Genomic DNA, 17,901 nt, shown 5'->3' with positions numbered 1-17,901 from the left:
CCCTCCCCTGCTACGGCCTCAGCCGGAGAACTTCACGTCCGTGATGGCCTGCTTGTAGCCCTCGCCGCTGTACTGGTCGAGGCCGGACATGGGCATGGCGGTGATCCAGAGGACGACGTAGCGCGTCTTGACGGGCTTCTCCGCGGTCAGGGTCAGGCTGTTGTCCGAGGTGGTCCCCGCGGCGATCTTCTTCTTCTGGTCGATCGGGGCGGACGTGGACAGGGAGTCGGCGCCGTAGAGCGTGGCGGTGGTGTGGTCGCCCGCGTACCGGAGCCCTATCGAGGCACTGGTGACCTCCTGCTCGGAGCCGAGGTCGTAGACGATGCCGACGCCCGCTTTGTAGGAGGCCTTCATGTCGGGACCCTCGCGGAAGCTCCTGGTGTGCCAGTAGGTGGAGACGTCCCCGTCGTAGGTGTCGGGAACGCCCGCGAGGTCCTGGGCCGTGCCGTCGGGGTAGTACTCCTTCGCGCCCTTGATGGCGAGGGGGACGGGGGTCTTCTTCGCCGGGGCGTCGTCGTTCTTGGGCGCCGGGGTCTGGTGGTTGCCGTCGCTCTGCTTGCCACGGAGCAGGGTGTCGGCCAGCTGCCAGCTGCCCAGGCCGAGGGCGGCGATCAGCAGCGCCGCGACGCCCCACTTGAGCACCCGCCCGGTCCGGCTCTGGAGTGGGGGCGGCGGGGCGACGGCGGGCAGCGGCGTCGCGGCGGTGACGCCGCTGTGCACCGCGGGGCGGCCGTAGACACCCTGCTGGTAGGTCGTGTGCTGGTACTCGGGCGGGGCGGTGAAGGCGGGCTCGGGCGGCCGGATGCGGGGCATCGCGGCGACGGCCTTGGCCAGCTCCTCCGGGGTGGTGCAGGCGGGCTCCTGGCGGGAGGCCGTGGCCCCGTCGTTGGCGAGCGCGCGCATGGCGAGTTCGCCCAGACCCCGGTGGACCCCGGCGCGGACCTGGTCGGGCGCGATCAGGCCGACGCCCTTGGGCAGGCCGGTGAGGCCGTAGGCATCGTTCTCGTAGGGCCAGCGCTGGGTGAGGGAGGCGTACAGCAGTGCGCCGATCGCCTCGGTGTCCGCTCGCTGCGGGGTATCGCTGGTGATGCCGCGCAGGGCGGCGTTCACGGCGAGGCCGCGGATGCGGTACTGGCCGGTGGAGGTGCGCAGTATGGCGCTCGGGGTGAGCCGCAGGTGGGCCAGGCCCTCGCGGTGGGCCGCCGTCATGGCCTGGGAGATCTGGCTGACGAGCTGGTAGGCCTCGTGCGGTTCCAGCGGGCCGGCGGCCAGCAGGGCCGTCAGCTCGGTGGCGTCGGGCAGCCACTCGTGGACGACGTAGACGAGGTCGTTCTCCTCCACGGCGTCGAGGACCTGGACGAACCGGGGGTCACCGAGCAGGGCGGAGGAGCGGGCCGCGGCCAGGACGGAGCGGGCCCGGGGGTGGTCGGCGGGCAGCAGGTGGACCCCCACGGCCCGGCGCAGCTTCTCGTCCATCGCGCGCCAGCTGCTGAATCCGTCCAGACGGGTGACGCACTCCTCGAGGCGATAGCGCCGGGCGAGCTTGTGACCGCTGTGCAGCTCCGGGGCGGCGGCGGGCGCCGTGCTCTTCGGCTTCTTGGCGTTCTGGGGTCCGCCGTCCGGTTCGGGCATGGGTCCGTCCGAGGCTCGTCCGTCCTGGATCTGGGCCCCGTCGGCCGTGGCCTTGGCCGCCTCGGCGGCCGGCGGCTCGTCGCCGCTGTTGTCGGCCACGTCGACGGCAGCCGTGCTACGTTCCGCCACCGTCGTTCCTGCCTCCCCATCCGTTACCCGCTGTCGGCCAGTCCGCGAGGCCGTGCCAATTGTGCCCACAGTCCGACGCTATGCACGACACGCTAGGGGGGCCGATGGTTGTGCGCATCAGCGCCCCAGACGTCCGCGCACCATTCCGACCATGGAGTTCAGTTCCTCGATCCTCATGCGCTTGGCAGCGATGAGGAATACGGCCGCCAGAGTGATGCCACCGGCCACGAGGGAGGCCAGGGAACCGGTCACTCCGCTGCCGAGCAGTCGGGTGATGCCGAAGGCGACGCCACCGCCCACGACGGCCGCGGGGACGCAGGCTCCGGTGAGGCGGGCGTAGGTGCGCATCACGTGCGTGCCGTCCAGATCACCGCCCAGCCGGGTGCGTAGGCGGCGCCAGGCGACGCCGACACCGGCGGCGTAGCCGAGGCCGTAGGCGGCGGCCATGCCGACCACGGCCCAGCGCGGGGGCAGCACCAGGAACGCGGCGACCGAGACCGCCGCGTTGACGCCCGCGACGATGCAGGTGTTGTAGAAGGGGGTCCGGGTGTCCTCGTAGGCGTAGAACCCGCGCAGGACGACGTACTGCACGGAGTACGGGATCAGCCCGAGGCCGAACGCCATCAGGATGTAGCCGATGTTCTGGGCACCGGAGCCGGAGCCCGCGTAGAGCAGGGTGGCCATCGGCACGCCGAGGGCGAGGAAGGCGAAGGCGCAGGGCACGATCGCGACCGCCGAGGTGCGCAGCCCGTAGGAGATGTCGTCGCGGACGGCGGCGACGTCACCGTCGTGGGCCGAGCGGGAGATCCGGGGCAGGACCGCCGTCATGACGGAGACGGTGATGATGGCCTGCGGCATCTGCCACAGCAGCAGCGCGTAGTTGTAGGCGGTGATGCCGGTACCCGGGTGGCCCTGCTTCTCGGCGACGGATCCGGCCCAGGTGGCCAGCTGGGTCACGACGACCAGGCCGATCTGGTTGGCGAGGACGAAGAAGAACGTCCACTTGGCCAGGCCGGCGGCCTTCCCGAGGCCGTGGCCCCTCCAGTCGAAGCGCAGCCTCGGGGAGAATCCCGCGTCCCGCAGGTAGGGCAGCATCGCCAGGGCCTGCACGGTGAGGCCCAGCAGGGTGCCCAGACCGAGCAGCCGGACGCCGTCGGTGGTGACCGTGGCGGCGCTGACGCCGGAGGTGGTGAAGCCGCCGAAGGCCCAGATGAAGGCGCCGAAGGTGGAGATGACGACGATGTTGTTGAGGACGGGGGTCCACATCATCGCGCCGAAGCGGCCGCGGGCGTTGAGGATCTGGCCGAGGACCACGTGCACGCCCATGAAGAACATCGTCGGCAGGCAGTAGCGGGTGAAGGCGACCGCGACCTCCATCTGCTGCGGGTCCGAGGCGATCTTCGGCGACATCATCGTGATGAAGAGCGGCGCCCCGAGCACGCACACCGTGGTGATGCCCGCGATCAGGACCACGACCAGGGTCAGCAGCCGGTTGGCGTAGGCCTCTCCCCCGTCCTCGTCGTTCTTCATGGCCCGCACGAGCTGCGGGATGAAGACCGCGTTGAGGGCGCCGCCGCCGACGAGGACGTAGATCATCGTCGGCAGGGTGTTGGCGATCTGGTAGGTGTCGTTGAAGGTGCCGACGCCGATGGCCCCGGCGATGACCAGGGTGCGCAGGAACCCGGTGAGGCGGGAGACGATCGTGCCCGCCGCCATGAGGGCGCTGGACTTGAGCAGGCTCGAAGCGCGTCCGGCGGGCTTGGCGGGCGCGGGCGCGGCGACGGGGGCTTCCTCCGCCGGGGGGCGGGGAGCCGCCTGCTGGTCCCGGTACAGGTGCGCGAAGGCGTCCTGCTCCGGCTGGTCGGTGGCCTTGGTGACGAGCGAGTCGACGCCCACGAACTGCGTGGTGGTCGCGTTGTCGCCGTACGGCATGTGGCGGGAGGGGCCGTCGGGCTCCGGCGGCGGGGTCTGTGCCCAGACGCGCGGGTCCGGGGAGTAGGACGGAGCCGCCGGGGCCGCGTAGAGCGGGCCCGGCTCCTGGTAGGTCCCGGGAGGCGGCGGCGGGTGCGCGGCACGGTCGTAGAGGACCTCGGCCACGGGGTCCTGCGCCGACAGGTCCTGCGACCGGTAGGGATCGTAGGCGTAGGCATCCTGGACATACGGGTCGTGCTCCGGTGCGGCGGCAGGCGGAGGTACCTGCCCCGGTACCGGGGTGCCCGGGGCAGTGCCCTGGGCGGGCGCGGGACCGCCTGCGCCCTGCCCGCGGTCACCGTCGTACGGCGCGTTCATCGAAACCCCACCTCATCGTCCCCAGGCCGACCGGCCACGGCGTCGCTCAACGGTCCACTGTCTCACCCGTGCCGGACCCGCTGGTGCTTTGCGGTCCGGTGTCCGGGCTCTCGTCACTCGGCTGCGTGCTCTCCTCGGCGGCGGCGCGCGCCGCGACACGCTTGCGGCTGGCGTACATCTTGATCCCCGCCACGACGAGGAGCAGCACACCGCCCGCGATGACGAGCATGACAGTGGAAGTGATCTCCGTTGCCTCCACGGTGAACTTGCGTTCCTTGCCGTAGGGGACGCCGTCCCGGGTGTAGAGCTGCGCCGTGACCTCGACCGGACCACTGGCGGAGGCGTTGGCGTTGAACTTGAAGGTCTGGCTGTGCTCGGCCTGGACGTTGACTTCCTTCTCCGCCTCGCCCTCGTTCTCGAACATCAGGCGGGTGGGATTGGCGGACTTCAGCCGCAGGACCAGGCCGTGGACGTCCTGGACGAGGCTGTTCTGGATCGTGACGGGGACCGTCGCGCTGTGCCCGGAGAGGGTGGCATCGGACTTGGGGATCAGCTGGACCTGTTCGGTGAGACCGATCAGGTACTGCTGGACGCCGTCGCGGTAGAGGGCGGCCTCCTCGGGGCGACCGCGCCAGGACGAGGACATCTCCCGGTTGGTGGTGTTGCCGAAGGGGATCTCGACCCGGTCCGGCGCCGAGAGGATCACCTTGAAGTGGTCGAGGGTGTTCTGCGTGGTGCGGATCTTCTCGAACGCCGACTGCGGGAGTTCCTGCCGGCGCAGCGCCTCCGGGTACTGACCGGCGCCCGGCACCTGGGTGGCGGCCCCCGGGTCGGGCTTGGCGGTGGCGGCGGCGTCGAGGTCGAGGGGCTGGCTCCAGCGGCCCGCCTGCAGGCTGCGCAGGGCTGAGGCCATCGTCTGGACCTGGCTGGCGGAGGGCATCCGCTGCGGGGTGACGACGAAGCTGCGCTGCTGGTCGGTGCCCTGCTGGTTCAGCGCGAGGCTCTGGGCGAGGAACTGCTGGATCGCGAGGACGGAGTTTCCCGCGCTCAGCATGTCGCCGTCGAAGGCGGTGGAGAGCCGTGCGTCGGCGACGACGGCGGTGGCACCGGCCCCGATCGGGCGGGCGGCCGAGGGGGTGTACCCGAGGCCGGTGTTCTCCTGGAGGCTGTCGCTGCGGGTGAGGACGTTGTGCGCGCCGGCCGAGGTGGCGACGTTGACGATCGAGGGGTCGATGGCACCGTCCACGGGCCAGGAGAAGTCGGTGGACGGGGTGACGTGCAGGACGGTCTCCACCGCCTGCTTCGCCTTGTCGGTGGCGGGCCGCAGCTGGCCCAGGGTGCCGGAGACGTCCTTGCCGCGGTGGGCGAGCGAGGCGAGGTCCGGGTCGGCGAAGGGGAGGGCGACGACCTTCTTGCCCTGCACGGCCGCTTCCAGGGCGCTCAGCCAGTGCTCGGCGACGGCCTTGTTCTTGCCCGGCACCGGCTTTCCGCCGGGGACCCGGACCCGGTAACCCTTGGTCATCGCGTCGACCGTGTAGAGCAGGTCGGGGTCGATGACCCAGGTGATCGGCAGGTCCTTGCCGAGCGTGACCATCTGGTCCAGCCGGCCGCCGGGCCGCAGTTCGTCGGCGAGCCCGTCGTCCTCGAAGACGGGGGTCTGGAGCTCGTCGGAGCCGGTCTCGGCCGTGAGGTGGACCCGGGAGATCAGCGGCCACACGTAACTGAGCTGGGCGCGCTTGGCCGCGGCCTCGGGCTGCCAGGGCAGGACGGTGCGCTGAATGCCGAGCACCTGCTCGTAATGCCGCCCCTCGCTCTCCCCCGACACCGAGACACCGAGCTGGTAGACCCCGTCCTTGTCGAGCCCCAGCTTGTCGACCGGGATCTTCAGGGTGAACGGCTGGCTGTTGTTCGCGGGCAGCGCGGAAAGCTTCGCGGAGAAGGCGGCATCGATCTCCCCGGGGTCGCTGCCGGGCCGGAAACCGCTCGGCTCGGTGGCCTCGGCGATCGCGTCGCGGTCGCCGAGCACCGGGCCGACCCGGAGTCCGACGTGGGCCTCCGTGATCGTCTCGCGGCTGTTGTTGGTCACGGTGCCCGAGATCGTGAGGGTGTCGCCCTTCACCGGCGCGCTCGGCGTCAGGGTGTCCAGCTGGACGTCGACCGCGGTGGAGGCGGCGGCGTTCCCGGTGGCGTGCGCGGCTGGGGCAGGCGCGTAGACGAGGGCGGCGAGAACCGGTGTCCCGGTGAGCATGACGATCGCGCGCCGCAGCCAGCGGCGCCGGACAGGGGCAGGTGCCGTCCCCTGGATGTCTGCCGCCTCGGCCACGCGCCCGCCCGTCCTCGAAGTGTCAGTGGTCGTCGTTTGTGCGTCCACGCATGGTAACGAGGCCCGCTGTGCGCGAGTGCCGCGCCTTGCTCCACATGATCGGGTCCGCCGGGCGGGCGCGCTGTGCCGGGGTGCCCATAAAGAGGGAAGCCCCTGCCGGGCGGGGCACGTACCCTTTTCTGTTGTGCCGAACGCCAACGAAGACAACTCCAGTGCCCTGAGTCAGGTGCAGCACCGCGCAGTCACTGAACTGCTGCGGGTCGCCCCTGTCGCCGATGATCTCGGCCGCCGTTTCCAGGAGGCGGGCTTCAGCCTCGCGCTGGTCGGCGGGTCCGTTCGCGACGCGCTGCTCGGGCGCCTCGGCAACGACCTCGACTTCACCACCGACGCCCGTCCCGAGGATGTACTGAAGATCGTCCGGCCCTGGGCGGACTCCGTCTGGGACGTCGGCATCGCCTTCGGCACGGTCGGAGCGAACAAGGGCGGCTTCCAGATCGAGGTGACCACCTACCGGTCCGAGGCCTACGACCGCACCTCGCGCAAGCCCGAGGTGTCCTACGGCGACTCCATCGAGCAGGACCTGGTCCGTCGCGACTTCACCGTCAACGCCATGGCGCTGGCCCTTCCGCAGCAGCGGTTCATCGATCCGCACGGTGGACTGGAGGACCTGGCGGCCCGCGTCCTGCGGACCCCCGGCACCCCCGAGGACTCCTTCTCCGACGACCCGCTGCGCATGATGCGGGCCGCCCGGTTCGCCGCGCAGCTGGACTTCGAGGTCGCCCCCGAGGTCGTCGCGGCGATGAAGGCGATGTCCGAGCGGATCGAGATCGTCTCGGCTGAGCGGGTCCAGGCGGAGCTGAACAAGCTCCTCTTGTCGGACCGGCCCCGCCAGGGGCTGGGGCTGCTCGTGGAGACGGGCCTGGCCGACCGGGTCCTGCCCGAGCTGCCCGCGCTGCGGCTGGAGAGCGACGAGCACCACCGGCACAAGGACGTCTACGACCACTCGCTGATCGTGCTGGAGCAGGCGATCGACCTGGAGGAGGACGGCCCTGACCTCGTGCTCAGGCTGGCCGCGCTGCTCCACGACATCGGCAAGCCGCGGACGCGCCGCTTCGAGAGCGACGGCCGGGTTTCCTTCCACCACCACGAGATGGTGGGCGCGAAGATGACCAAGAAGCGCATGACGGCGCTGAAGTACTCCAACGACATGGTCAAGGACGTCTCCCGGCTGGTGGAGCTGCACCTGCGCTTCCACGGCTACGGGGCCGGCGAGTGGACGGACTCCGCGGTCCGCCGCTACGTGCGGGACGCGGGGCCGCTGCTGTCGCGGCTGCACAAGCTGACCCGCTCGGACTGCACCACGCGCAACAAGCGCAAGGCCAATGCGCTCTCCCACGCCTACGACGGCCTGGAGGCTCGGATCGCGCAGCTCCAGGAGCAGGAAGAGCTGGATTCGATCCGGCCCGACCTGGACGGCAACGAGATCATGGAGATCCTGGAAGTCGGCCCGGGGCCGGTGATCGGCAAGGCCTACGCGTTCCTGCTGGAGCTGCGGCTCGAGAACGGCCCGATGGAGCGCGAGACGGTCGTCACGGCCCTCAAGGAGTGGTGGGCCGCCGAGAACTGAGGCCCTCGCTCCGATGTTTCACGTGAAACATCGACCGCGGGAGCGCCGGTGGGACCGAGGGGGGCGATGTTTCACGTGAAACGTCGCCCCTGCCGGATCAGCAGGGCGCCGGTCATGGCGTAGAGCGCGGCCACGCCCAGGATCAGCGGGACGGACTTCCCGTCGAGGGGCAGCACCAGCGAGGATGCGGCGGCCGCTCCGACGAAGGCCACGTTGAAGAGCACGTCGTAGACGGAGAAGATCCGGCCCCGGAACGCGTCGTCCACCTGCGATTGCACGACCGTGTCGGTCGCGATCTTCGCTCCCTGGGTGACCAGCCCCAGGATGAACGCGGCGGCCAGCATCGGCCCGGGTGCGAAGAACAGACCGAGACTCGGCACCAGGACCGCCGCTATGGACGCGCAGAGGGTGATCCAGCCCCGGGTCCCGAGCCGCCCCACGCACCACGGCGTGACGACGGCGGCCGTGAAGAACCCGGCGCCGGAGACCCCGACGGACACGCCCAGGAGGGCGAGGCCGTCCGCCTCGTTGTCCGACCAGGCGTAGCGGCACAGCGTCAGCAGGGTCACCGTCAACGCCCCGTAGCAGAAGCGCATCGAGGTCATGGCCGTCAGTGCCTGCGCCGCGTCCCGGCGCTCGTGCAGGTGCCGCAGCCCTTGGGCCATGCCCCGCACCGTCAGTACGACCCCTTGGGTCACCGACGGGTACTGCTCGGTGGGGGTGTGGTCGGGGCCGAGGAGCCGGATGCCCAGCCGCAGCGAGACGAGCGCCGCGCACAGGTAGAGCGCGGCGCCGAGCAGGACGACGACGGCGTTGGTCTCGGAGGCGAAGAGGCGCACCAGGAAGGCCAGTCCCCCGCCCAGGGTCGCCGCGAGGGTACCGGCGGTCGGCGAGAGGGAGTTGGCGGTCACCAGCTGATCCGCGCCGACGACCCGGGGCAGCGACGCCGAGAGCCCGGCCAGCACGAAGCGGTTGACGGCCGTCACCGACAGCGCGGAGGCGTAGAACAGCCAGTCGGGGACCTGCGCGACGATCAGCGTCCCGGTGACGCAGGCGAGGAAGGCCCGCAGCAGGTTGCCGTGGAGGAAGACCTGGCGGCGGGGCCAGCGGTCCAGCAGCACTCCGGCGAAGGGGCCGATCGCCGAGTAGGGCAGCAGCAGGACGGCCATGGCCGAGGCGATGGCCGCGGGCGAGGCCTGCTTCTCCGGGGAGAAGACCACATAGGTGGCGAGCGCCACCTGGTAGACGCCGTCGGCCGCCTGGGACAGCAGCCGCACGGCGAGCAGATTGCGGAAATCCCTCAGGCGCAGGAGTACGCGCAGATCACGTACGACAGGCATGTGGGCAAGGGTCACATACGCGGAGGGTCCCCGGGCACATTGCCTGGGGACCCTCCGCGGAAGAACAGTCGAAGTCCAAGTGGCCGGAGCCCTTGGTCCGTCGCGCTGTGTCCTGTTTAGCGCTCGACCTCGCCCTTGATGAACTTCTCGACGTTCGCGTAGGCCTCGTCGTCGAAGTACTGGACCGGCGGGGACTTCATGAAGTAGCTCGAAGCCGACAGGATCGGGCCACCGATGCCGCGGTCCTTGGCGATCTTCGCGGCGCGCACGGCGTCGATGATGACACCGGCGGAGTTCGGGGAGTCCCACACCTCGAGCTTGTACTCGAGGTTCAGCGGAACGTCACCGAAGGCGCGACCCTCGAGGCGGACGTACGCCCACTTGCGGTCGTCGAGCCACGCGACGTAGTCCGACGGGCCGATGTGGACGTTCTTCTCGCCCAGCTCGCGGTCCGGGATCTGCGAGGTGACGGCCTGCGTCTTCGAGATCTTCTTGGACTCGAGGCGGTCGCGCTCGAGCATGTTCTTGAAGTCCATGTTGCCGCCGACGTTGAGCTGCATGGTGCGCTCGAGACGGACACCGCGGTCTTCGAACAGCTTCGCCATCACGCGGTGCGTGATGGTCGCGCCGACCTGCGACTTGATGTCGTCGCCGACGATCGGGACGCCCGCCTCGGTGAACTTATCAGCCCACTCCTTGGTGCCGGCGATGAAGACCGGAAGGGCGTTGACGAACGCGACCTTGGCGTCGATGGCGCACTGCGCGTAGAACTTCGCGGCGGCCTCGGAACCGACGGGCAGGTAGCAGACCAGAACGTCGACCTGCTTGTCCTTGAGGACCTGGACGATGTCGACCGGGGCCTCGGCGGACTCCTCGATCGTCATCCGGTAGTACTTGCCCAGGCCGTCCAGGGTGTGGCCGCGCTGAACGGTCACGCCCTTGTTGGGGACGTCGCAGATCTTGATCGTGTTGTTCTCGCTGGCGCCGATGGCGTCCGAAAGGTCGAGGCCGACCTTCTTCGCGTCGACGTCGAAGGCGGCAACGAACTCGACGTCGCGGACGTGGTAGTCGCCGAACTGGACGTGCATCAGGCCCGGGACCTTGGTCGCCGGGTCGGCGTCCTTGTAGTACTCGACGCCCTGCACCAGCGAGGCGGCGCAGTTGCCTACGCCGACGATGGCTACGCGAACCGAACCCATTCCGGTTGCTCCCTGTTTGTTCTCGGACGAGGCCTGCGAATGCAGGGCCTCATTTTGCAGTTTCGTCGGGCGAGTCGGGTCGTCTCCGATCCCGTCCCGCCCGCTCGCTCTCGATCAGCTCGTTCAGCCAGCGCACTTCGCGCTCCACGGATTCCATACCGTGCCGCTGCAGCTCAAGCGTGTAGTCGTCGAGGCGCTCCCGCGTCCGGGCGAGCGAGGTGCGCATCTTCTCCAGGCGCTCCTCCAGCCGGCTGCGGCGGCCCTCCAGTACCCGCATGCGCACGTCCCGTTCGGTCTGACCGAAGAACGCGAAGCGGGCGGCGAAGGACTCGTCTTCCCAGGTATCGGGGCCGGTGTGGGAGAGCAGCTCCTCGAAGTGCTCCTTGCCCGCTGCCGTCAACCGGTAGACGATCTTGGCGCGGCGCCCTGCGAGTGAAGCGGCGAGCGCGTCTTCCAGGGCATTGCCCGGTTCCTCGATCAACCACCCGTTGGCGACGAGCGTCTTGAGGCAGGGGTACAGCGTCCCGTAGCTGAACGCCCGGAACACCCCCAGCGAGGTGTTGAGCCGTTTGCGCAGCTCATAGCCGTGCATGGGGGACTCGCGGAGCAGGCCGAGGACAGCGAACTCGAGAATGCCCGATCGCCGGCTCATCCGCCTGCTTCCTCCTCGCCCCTGAGTCCTTTATGCCGAGCTGATGTATCGACTCGATACATCCAGACGATAGAACGGGCGGCCCGTTACGACAAGGGGAGACGTGGTGACCGGCGTCACATCACTAATTCGTGGCAGGAGAGTTGCCTGATTTGGGGTGAACTTCGGCACTGGTTGGGTTTTGAGCGTGCGTAGTCTGTGCGCCGGGGGAACCGGAATACGCCTGCCGCTTCCAGGCCACTCGCCTGCCCGAGGAGTAGTCGTTCGATGAGCGAGCACCGCCGCAAACCGCCGCAGCAGCAAGGTGGTGGACGCGCCGCGGCCCGTCGGGCCGCCCAGCAGCGGCCCGTCCGGGGCAGCGCGCCCGGGCGCGAGGCCCCCACCGCACCGCCCGGTGGCCCGTACACGGCGCAGTCGGCCCACGACAGCCGTGCCGGAGCCCGCAGGGGCTCCCGAGGAGCCGGTGCGAACCGCGGCGACGGCAAGGTCCCGGGCCGCAAGGACAAGCGGCTCATCAATTACCCGCGGTCCGACCGAGAGGGCTGGAAGCGCTTCCTGCCCTCCTGGAAGCTCGTCGGGGGCACGGCCCTGGGCTTCTTCGCGATCATCACGGCCGGGTCGGGCATCGGTATCGCGATGGTGGGCACCCCTGACGCGAACAAGGCCGCCGAGGCGCAGAACAACGTCTTCTACTGGGCCGACGGGACCCAGATGGTCGCGACCGGCGGTTCGACCAACCGGCAGATCGTGCCCATCGACAAGATCCCGCGGTCGATGCAGAACGCCGTGATCTCGGCGGAGAACGAGTCCTTCGACACCGACAGCGGCGTCGACCCCATGGGCATCGCCCGCGCCGTCGTCAACATGGCCAAGGGCGGCTCGACCCAGGGTGGCTCGACCATCACCCAGCAGTACGTGAAGAACACCTTCCTGGACTCCGACCAGACGCTCAAGCGGAAGGTCACGGAGCTGTTCATCTCGATAAAGCTCGGCGTCACCGCGGAGAAGGACACGATCCTCGCGGGCTACCTGAACACGGCGTACTACGGCCGGGACGCCTACGGCATCCAGGCCGCCTCCCGCGCGTACTTCAACAAGGACTGCGACAAGCTGACCCCCTCCGAGGGTGCTTTCCTCGCCTCGGTCCTCAAGGGCCCCAACCTCTACAACCCGGACGGCGGCATCGGAGCGGCGGCCACCCCCGAGGCCAACACCAAGCGCGCCAAGAGCCGCTGGGCCTGGGTGCTGGACCGCGAGGTCGCGGTACACCGGATGGACCAGGCCGAACGGGACAAGTACCGCGAATTCCCCCAGCTGGTCGACTCCGCACAGGCCCGTTCGCTCGGCGGCCAGACCGGCTACCTGGTCGAGACGGCCAAGCAGTACGTGATGAAGGCCAAGGGCATCACCGCGGAACAGATGGCGCTCGGTGGCTACCAGATCACCACCACCTTCCAGAAGCCCAAGGTGGACGCGCTGGTCAAGGCCGTCGAGGACACCCGCAACGGCTTCCTCGACGAGAAGGCCCGGCCCGACTACGACACGTTCGTCCAGTTCGGCGCCGCTTCCGTGGACGTGAAGACCGGCGCCGTCGTGGCGCTCTACGGCGGGCCCGGCTGGGACAAGAAGCACTTCACCAACAACGCGAACACCATCGGTGTCCCGGTGGGCTCCACCTGGAAGCCGTTCGTCCTGGCGGCGGCGCTGGAGTACGGCACCCAGAACTCGCACGGCCAGGGCATCTCCGTCAACAGCAAGTACAACGGCAACGACCTCACGGTCATCAACAACCGTGACGGCAAGCCGCTGCGCTCCGCCGATGGCAAGCCCTTCAAGCAGAAGAACGAGAGCCCCACCCAGTACGGCTACGTGACCCTCAACGAGGCGATGGAGAAGTCCATCAACACGCCGTTCGCCCAGCTCGTCTTCGACGTCGGCCACGACAAGGTGCGCGGGGTGGCCGAGGCCTCCGGCATCCTCAAGGAGTCGATGGACCCGACCGACAACGCGTCGTTCGCCCTCGGCACCTCGACCCCTTCGGCCATCCGCATGGCCGACGCCTACGGGACCTTCGCCGACTCCGGCACCCACCACGAGCCCTTCTCGGTCACCAAGGTGCTCAAGGACGGCAAGGAGCTGTCCGGCTTCGAGGCCCCCAAGGCCCAGCGGGCCATGGACAACTCCATCGCCGACACCATCACCAAGGTCCTGCGCAACGTCGTGGAGAACGGCACCGGCACCAAGGCCAAGAAGCTCGGCCGCCCCGCCGCGGGCAAGACCGGTACGACCGACCAGAACAAGTCGGCCTGGTTCGTCGGCTACACCCCGCAGTTGTCGACGGCCGTCACCCTGTTCCGCAACGACCCGAACTCCGCGGACAAGAAGCTGATGTCCATGAACCGGGTGGGTGGCGTCGACTCCATCCACGGTGGTGACATCCCCGCGGTGATCTGGACCGAATACATGAAGGAAGCGCTCAAGGGGTCCCCGGAGAAGGAGTTCCCCGAGGCCGACGACATCGGCGTGACGGCGGACGCCGCGGGCGCTCCCACCCCCACGCCCACCCCGGTCGTCTCGCCGTCGCCGACCGTGTCGCCGTCCCCCGAGATCTCGCCGTCGCCGACGGTCTCCCCGTCCCCGTCACCGGGCGGCAAGCCCAGCTGCAACCCGTGGAAGCTGTACTGCGACCCGGATCCGAGCGGCACGCCCACCGGAAAGCCCAGTCCGACGAAGAGCAGGCCCGGCAGGCCGGGCAACACCGTCTGGGGTCCGTCGGGGGCCGCCGACACCGGCTGATCCGCGCCTCCCCGTCCGTCCCGCGTCCCGAGGGCCGTCGCATGTCCGATGCGACGGCCCTCGGCGCACACAGCCCCGTACGGCAGGATGAGCGCATGACGAAGGTGCACGAGGACCGCCCCGTATTGCCCACACGGCAGGACGAGGTCGCAGCGGCCGGCAGCGAGCTGATCGGCGGCCCGATGGGCCGGTACGCACGGCTCGGCGGGCACTGGCTGAGCCCGGTGCGTGTCATCGCCCTGGTCGCGATCGGCATGTTCGCGCTCGGCATGGTGCAGAAGCTGCCCTGCTACGACTGGGCCTGGTTCCGCGGCGCGGGCTCGCAGTACACCCACGCCTGCTACTCGGACATCCCGCACCTGTACGTCGTACGCGGCTTCGCCGACGGTCTGACGCCGTACTTCGACCGGCTCACCGGCGACATGCAGTACCTCGAGTACCCCGTGCTCACCGGGCTCTTCATGCAGGTCGCGTCATGGCTGACGCCCACCGGCGGCTCCATGCAGCACCGCGAGCAGATGTACTGGATGGTCAACGCGGGCATGCTGATGGCCTGCGCCGCCGTCATCGCCGTCTGCGTCGCGCGCACCCACCGCCGCCGTCCCTGGGACGCCCTGCTCTTCGCCCTCGCGCCCGCCTTCGCGCTGACCGCGACCATCAACTGGGACCTGCTGGCCATCGCCCTGACCGCCGCCGGGATGCTCATGTGGTCCCGCGGCCGGGCCCTGGCCTTCGGCGTCCTGATCGGCCTGGCCACCGCGGCCAAGCTCTATCCCGTGCTGCTGCTGGGGCCGTTGTTCGTCCTGTGCTGGCGGGCCGGCAAGTGGCGCGCGTTCGGCCTGGCGACGCTCGGCGCGGTCGCCTCCTGGCTCGTGGTGAACCTGCCCGTCATGCTCTACGCCTGGGACGGCTGGTCGAAGTTCTACACCTTCAGCCAGGAACGGCCCATCGACTTCGGGTCCGTCTGGCTGCTGATCTCCCAGCGCTCCGGGAACCCGCTGGAGGGGGCGAACACCTACGCGACCGGGCTGACCCTGCTGCTCTGCGGAGCCATCGGGCTGCTCGGCCTCACCGCTCCCCGGCGCCCCCGGTTCGCCCAGCTGGTGTTCCTGGTCGTCGCCGTCTTCATCCTGGCCAACAAGGTCTACTCGCCGCAGTACGTGCTGTGGCTCATCCCGCTCGCCGCCCTCGCCCGCCCGCGCTGGCGGGACATCCTGATCTGGCAGACCTGCGAGGTCCTGTACTTCCTCGGGATCTGGTTCTACCTCGCCTACACGACCAGCGGCGAGAAGCACCAGGGACTGCCCCTCGAGGGCTACCAGCTGGCCATCGCCGCCCACCTGATCGGCACCCTCTACCTCTGCGCCGTGATCGTCCGCGACATCCTGATGCCCGAACGGGACGTCGTGCGCCAGGACGGCTCGGACGATCCCTCCGGCGGTGTCCTGGACGGGGCCGAGGACCGGTTCACGCTCACCACCACCACGAGGGCGCCGCAGGAAGCGACGCCCTCGGAGGGACAGCGGGTCGAGTGGGGCGCCGTCCGGGACTGAGCCCGGCCGGTGCCCCCCGGGCGCATCAGGCGTCGAGCGCCCGGTCGAACTGCGTCGTGGTGTGCCGCAGGTGGGCCACCAGCTCGTCCCCCACGCGCGGCTCGGTCGCGTCCGAGGGCACGAACAGGATCGACACCTGCATGTGCGGGGGCTCCGCGAACCAGCGCTGCTTGCCCGCCCACACGAACGGCGACAGGTTCCTGTTCACGGTGGCCAGCCCCGCCCGGGCGACCCCCTTGGCACGCGGCATCACACCGTGGAGCGCCTTGGGCGCCTCCAGGCCCACGCCGTGCGAGGTGCCGCCCGCCACGACGACCAGCCAGCCGTCCGAGGCGGCCTTCTGCTGGCGGTAGCCGAAGCGGTCGCCCTTGGCGACCCGCGTGACGTCCAGCACGGCGCCCCGGTACTGGGTCGCGTCGTGGTCGCCCAGCCAGAGCCGGGTGCCGATCCTGGCCCGGAACCGGGTCTGCGGGAACTGCTGGCGCAGCCGCGTCAGCTCCTCGGACCGCAGGTGACTGACGAACATGGTGTGCAGCGGGAGCCTGGCCGCGCGCAGCCGGTCCATCCAGGCGATGACCTCTTCGACGGCGTCGGAGCCGTCGGGCCGGTCCAGCGGCAGGTGCAGGGCGAAGCCCTCCAGCCGCACGTCCTCGATCGCCGAGTGCAGCTGCCCCAGATCCTGTTCGGAGATCCCGTGGCGGCGCATCGAGCTCATGCACTCGATGACGACGCGGGCGCCGACCAGGCCGCGCACCCCGTCCACCGAAGAGACCGAGCGGATGACCCGGTCGGGCAGCGGCACCGGCTCCTCGCCCCGCCGGAACGGGGTCAGGACCAGCAGGTCCCCGCCGAACAGATCCTTTATGGCGGCGGCTTCGTACGTCGTTCCCACGGCCAGGATGTCGGCGCCCATACGGGTCGCCTCTTCGCACAGCCGCTCGTGGCCGAAGCCGTAGCCGTTGCCCTTGCAGACCGGGATCAGTCCGGGGAACTGATCCTGGATCTGCTTCTGGTGCGCACGCCAGCGCGCGGTGTCGACGTAGAGCGTGAGCGCCATGCCCGTCCGGAACCTCTCTAGAAAAGAACTGCTCGGTGCAGTGGGGGTGGGGTGGGGATCAGCGGCGGGACATGTAGATGTCGAGCGCCTTGTGCAGCATCTTGTTGAGCGGGAAGTCCCACTCGCCGACGTACTCCACGGCCTCGCCGCCCGTGCCGACCTTGAACTGGATGAGGCCGAACAGGTGGTCGTTCTCGTCCAGAGTGTCGCTGATGCCGCGCAGGTCGTACACGCTCGCGCCGAGCGCGTAGGAATCGCGCAGCATGCGCCACTGCATCGCGTTCGACGGCCGGACCTCGCGCTTGTGGTTCGCGGAAGCGCCGTACGAGTACCAGACGTGCTGGCCGACGGTGAGCATCGTGGCGGCGGCCAGCGGCTCCCCCTCGTGCGTGGCGATGTACAGCCGCATCCGGTTCGGGTCCTCGGAGTTGAGGGCCGTCCACTGGCGCTGGAAGTAGCTGAGCGGGCGCGGGCGGAACTTGTCGCGCTCGGCGGTGATCTCGTAGAGGTGCTGCCAGGTCGGCAGGTCCTCGTAACCGCCCTGGACGACCTCGACGCCGGCCTTCTCGGCCTTCTTGATGTTGCGGCGCCACAGCTGGTTGAAGCCCTTGAGGACGTCGTCCAGCGAACGCTCCGCGAGCGGGACCTGGAAGACGTAGCGAGGCTGGACGTCGCCGAAACCGGCGCCCCCGTCCTCGGCCTGCTGCCAGCCCATGCGGCGGAGCTTGTCGGACACCTCGAAGGCGCGGGGCTCGATGACCGAAGCCTCCACGTCGCGCAGGCGCTTGACGTCGGGGTCCTGGATGCCGGCCTTGATGGCCGTCGCGTTCCAGCGGCGGATGACGACGGGCGGACCCATCTTCACGGTGAAGGCGCCCTGCTGCTTGAGGTGGGCCAGCATCGGCTGGAGCCATTCCTCGAGATTCGGGGCGTACCAGTTGATGACGGGGCCTTCGGGAAGGTAAGCGAGGTAGCGCTTGACCTTGGGCAACTGCCGGTACAACACCAGGGCGGCACCGACGAGTTCACCGGAGTTGTCGAACCAACCGAGGTTCTCCGAACGCCACTCGTTCTTCACGTCGGCCCACGCCGGAACCTGGCAGTGGCTCGCCGAGGGCAGGCTCTGGAGGTATGCCAGATGCTGCTCTCGGCTGATGGTCCTCAGGGACAGGCTCATGCGGGGCGTCTCCTAGGCGGCTTCGCTGGCTATGGCGCGAAGCCTACTGCGACAAGGGCGCCACCCATCTGGGGGACGGACCCGGTCCGGGCCGGCGGTCGGCCGGCGCCCTGTCGCGGAGGTGCCC

General features: G+C 69.7%; 11 protein-coding genes. 3 read left to right on the top strand and 8 right to left on the bottom strand.

Translation table 11 applies throughout. The annotated features are described in order from the left end of the window. Window positions 1–18: 18 nt before the first annotated feature. The 3 genes from ABT084_RS04725 to ABT084_RS04715 all read right to left on the bottom strand — a co-directional run bounded on the left by ABT084_RS04725 (window position 19) and on the right by ABT084_RS04715 (window position 6,373). The gene (locus ABT084_RS04725) at window positions 19–1,761 is read right to left on the bottom strand and encodes a protein kinase family protein (RefSeq protein ID WP_351038221.1); all 1,743 of its coding nucleotides are present in this window, start codon (window positions 1,759–1,761) and stop codon (window positions 19–21) included. 117 nt (window positions 1,762–1,878) lie between these two features. Further along, entirely contained in the window at window positions 1,879–4,050 is a 2,172-nt protein-coding gene (murJ, locus tag ABT084_RS04720) for a murein biosynthesis integral membrane protein MurJ (protein ID WP_351038220.1), read from the bottom strand. 46 nt (window positions 4,051–4,096) lie between these two features. Continuing rightward, window positions 4,097–6,373 carry a DUF6049 family protein gene (locus tag ABT084_RS04715; RefSeq protein ID WP_351038219.1) on the bottom strand — a complete coding sequence of 759 codons (2,277 nt, stop codon included), beginning with the start codon at window positions 6,371–6,373 and terminating at the stop codon, window positions 4,097–4,099. A 184-nt stretch (window positions 6,374–6,557) separates the two neighbouring features. On the opposite strand from ABT084_RS04715, the gene ABT084_RS04710 reads away from it, so the two are divergent. Further along, window positions 6,558–8,000 (top strand): CCA tRNA nucleotidyltransferase, encoded by a 1,443-nt coding sequence (locus tag ABT084_RS04710; RefSeq protein ID WP_351038218.1) that lies wholly within the window; start codon window positions 6,558–6,560, stop codon window positions 7,998–8,000. Window positions 8,001–8,071: 71 nt separating this feature from the next. On the opposite strand, the gene ABT084_RS04705 is transcribed toward ABT084_RS04710, so the two are convergent. From ABT084_RS04705 to ABT084_RS04695, 3 genes are all read right to left on the bottom strand, one after another. Then, window positions 8,072–9,340, bottom strand: coding sequence for an MFS transporter (locus ABT084_RS04705; RefSeq protein ID WP_351038217.1), 1,269 nt, complete (start codon window positions 9,338–9,340; stop codon window positions 8,072–8,074). Between the two features lie 116 nt (window positions 9,341–9,456). Then, entirely contained in the window at window positions 9,457–10,539 is a 1,083-nt protein-coding gene (locus ABT084_RS04700; RefSeq protein ID WP_351038216.1) for an inositol-3-phosphate synthase, read from the bottom strand. A gap of 49 nt (window positions 10,540–10,588) precedes the next feature. After that, on the bottom strand, window positions 10,589–11,191 hold the full coding sequence (locus ABT084_RS04695; protein ID WP_351038215.1) for a PadR family transcriptional regulator: 603 nt from the start codon (window positions 11,189–11,191) through the stop codon (window positions 10,589–10,591). Window positions 11,192–11,458: 267 nt separating this feature from the next. On the opposite strand from ABT084_RS04695, the gene ABT084_RS04690 reads away from it, so the two are divergent. Both ABT084_RS04690 and ABT084_RS04685 read left to right on the top strand, forming a co-directional pair. Continuing rightward, on the top strand, window positions 11,459–13,987 hold the full coding sequence (locus ABT084_RS04690) for a transglycosylase domain-containing protein (protein WP_351038214.1): 2,529 nt from the start codon (window positions 11,459–11,461) through the stop codon (window positions 13,985–13,987). Between the two features lie 95 nt (window positions 13,988–14,082). Continuing rightward, a complete protein-coding gene (locus tag ABT084_RS04685; protein WP_351038213.1) occupies window positions 14,083–15,540 on the top strand; it encodes a glycosyltransferase family 87 protein in 1,458 nt (485 codons plus the stop codon). 25 nt (window positions 15,541–15,565) lie between these two features. Here the strand turns inward: ABT084_RS04685 and ABT084_RS04680 are convergent, their stop codons facing one another. Both ABT084_RS04680 and ABT084_RS04675 read right to left on the bottom strand, forming a co-directional pair. Beyond that, complete coding sequence (locus ABT084_RS04680) at window positions 15,566–16,597, bottom strand: alanine racemase (RefSeq protein ID WP_351038212.1); 1,032 nt, start codon at window positions 16,595–16,597, stop codon at window positions 15,566–15,568. Between the two features lie 58 nt (window positions 16,598–16,655). Further along, entirely contained in the window at window positions 16,656–17,774 is a 1,119-nt protein-coding gene (locus tag ABT084_RS04675) for a lipid II:glycine glycyltransferase FemX (protein ID WP_351038211.1), read from the bottom strand. Window positions 17,775–17,901 lie beyond the last annotated feature (127 nt).

It is taken from the genome of Streptomyces sp. NPDC002138, assembly GCF_040296485.1.
Taxonomy (GTDB): Bacteria; Actinomycetota; Actinomycetes; order Streptomycetales; family Streptomycetaceae; genus Streptomyces.
Note: the sequence above shows the minus strand (reverse complement) of the source record. Positions and strands in the feature narration are given on the sequence as shown.

Bases quoted from the DNA above. Each gene is read 5' to 3' on its own strand.
- ABT084_RS04700 (WP_351038216.1), bottom strand. From the start codon at position 10,539: ATGGGTTCGGTTCGCGTAGCCATCGTCGGCGTAGGCAACTGCGCCGCC.
- murJ (WP_351038220.1), bottom strand. From the start codon at position 4,050: ATGAACGCGCCGTACGACGGTGACCGCGGGCAGGGCGCAGGCGGTCCC.
- ABT084_RS04675 (WP_351038211.1), bottom strand. From the start codon at position 17,774: ATGAGCCTGTCCCTGAGGACCATCAGCCGAGAGCAGCATCTGGCATAC.
- ABT084_RS04695 (WP_351038215.1), bottom strand. From the start codon at position 11,191: ATGAGCCGGCGATCGGGCATTCTCGAGTTCGCTGTCCTCGGCCTGCTC.
- ABT084_RS04690 (WP_351038214.1), top strand. From the start codon at position 11,459: ATGAGCGAGCACCGCCGCAAACCGCCGCAGCAGCAAGGTGGTGGACGC.
- ABT084_RS04705 (WP_351038217.1), bottom strand. From the start codon at position 9,340: ATGCCTGTCGTACGTGATCTGCGCGTACTCCTGCGCCTGAGGGATTTC.
- ABT084_RS04685 (WP_351038213.1), top strand. From the start codon at position 14,083: ATGACGAAGGTGCACGAGGACCGCCCCGTATTGCCCACACGGCAGGAC.
- ABT084_RS04680 (WP_351038212.1), bottom strand. From the start codon at position 16,597: ATGGCGCTCACGCTCTACGTCGACACCGCGCGCTGGCGTGCGCACCAG.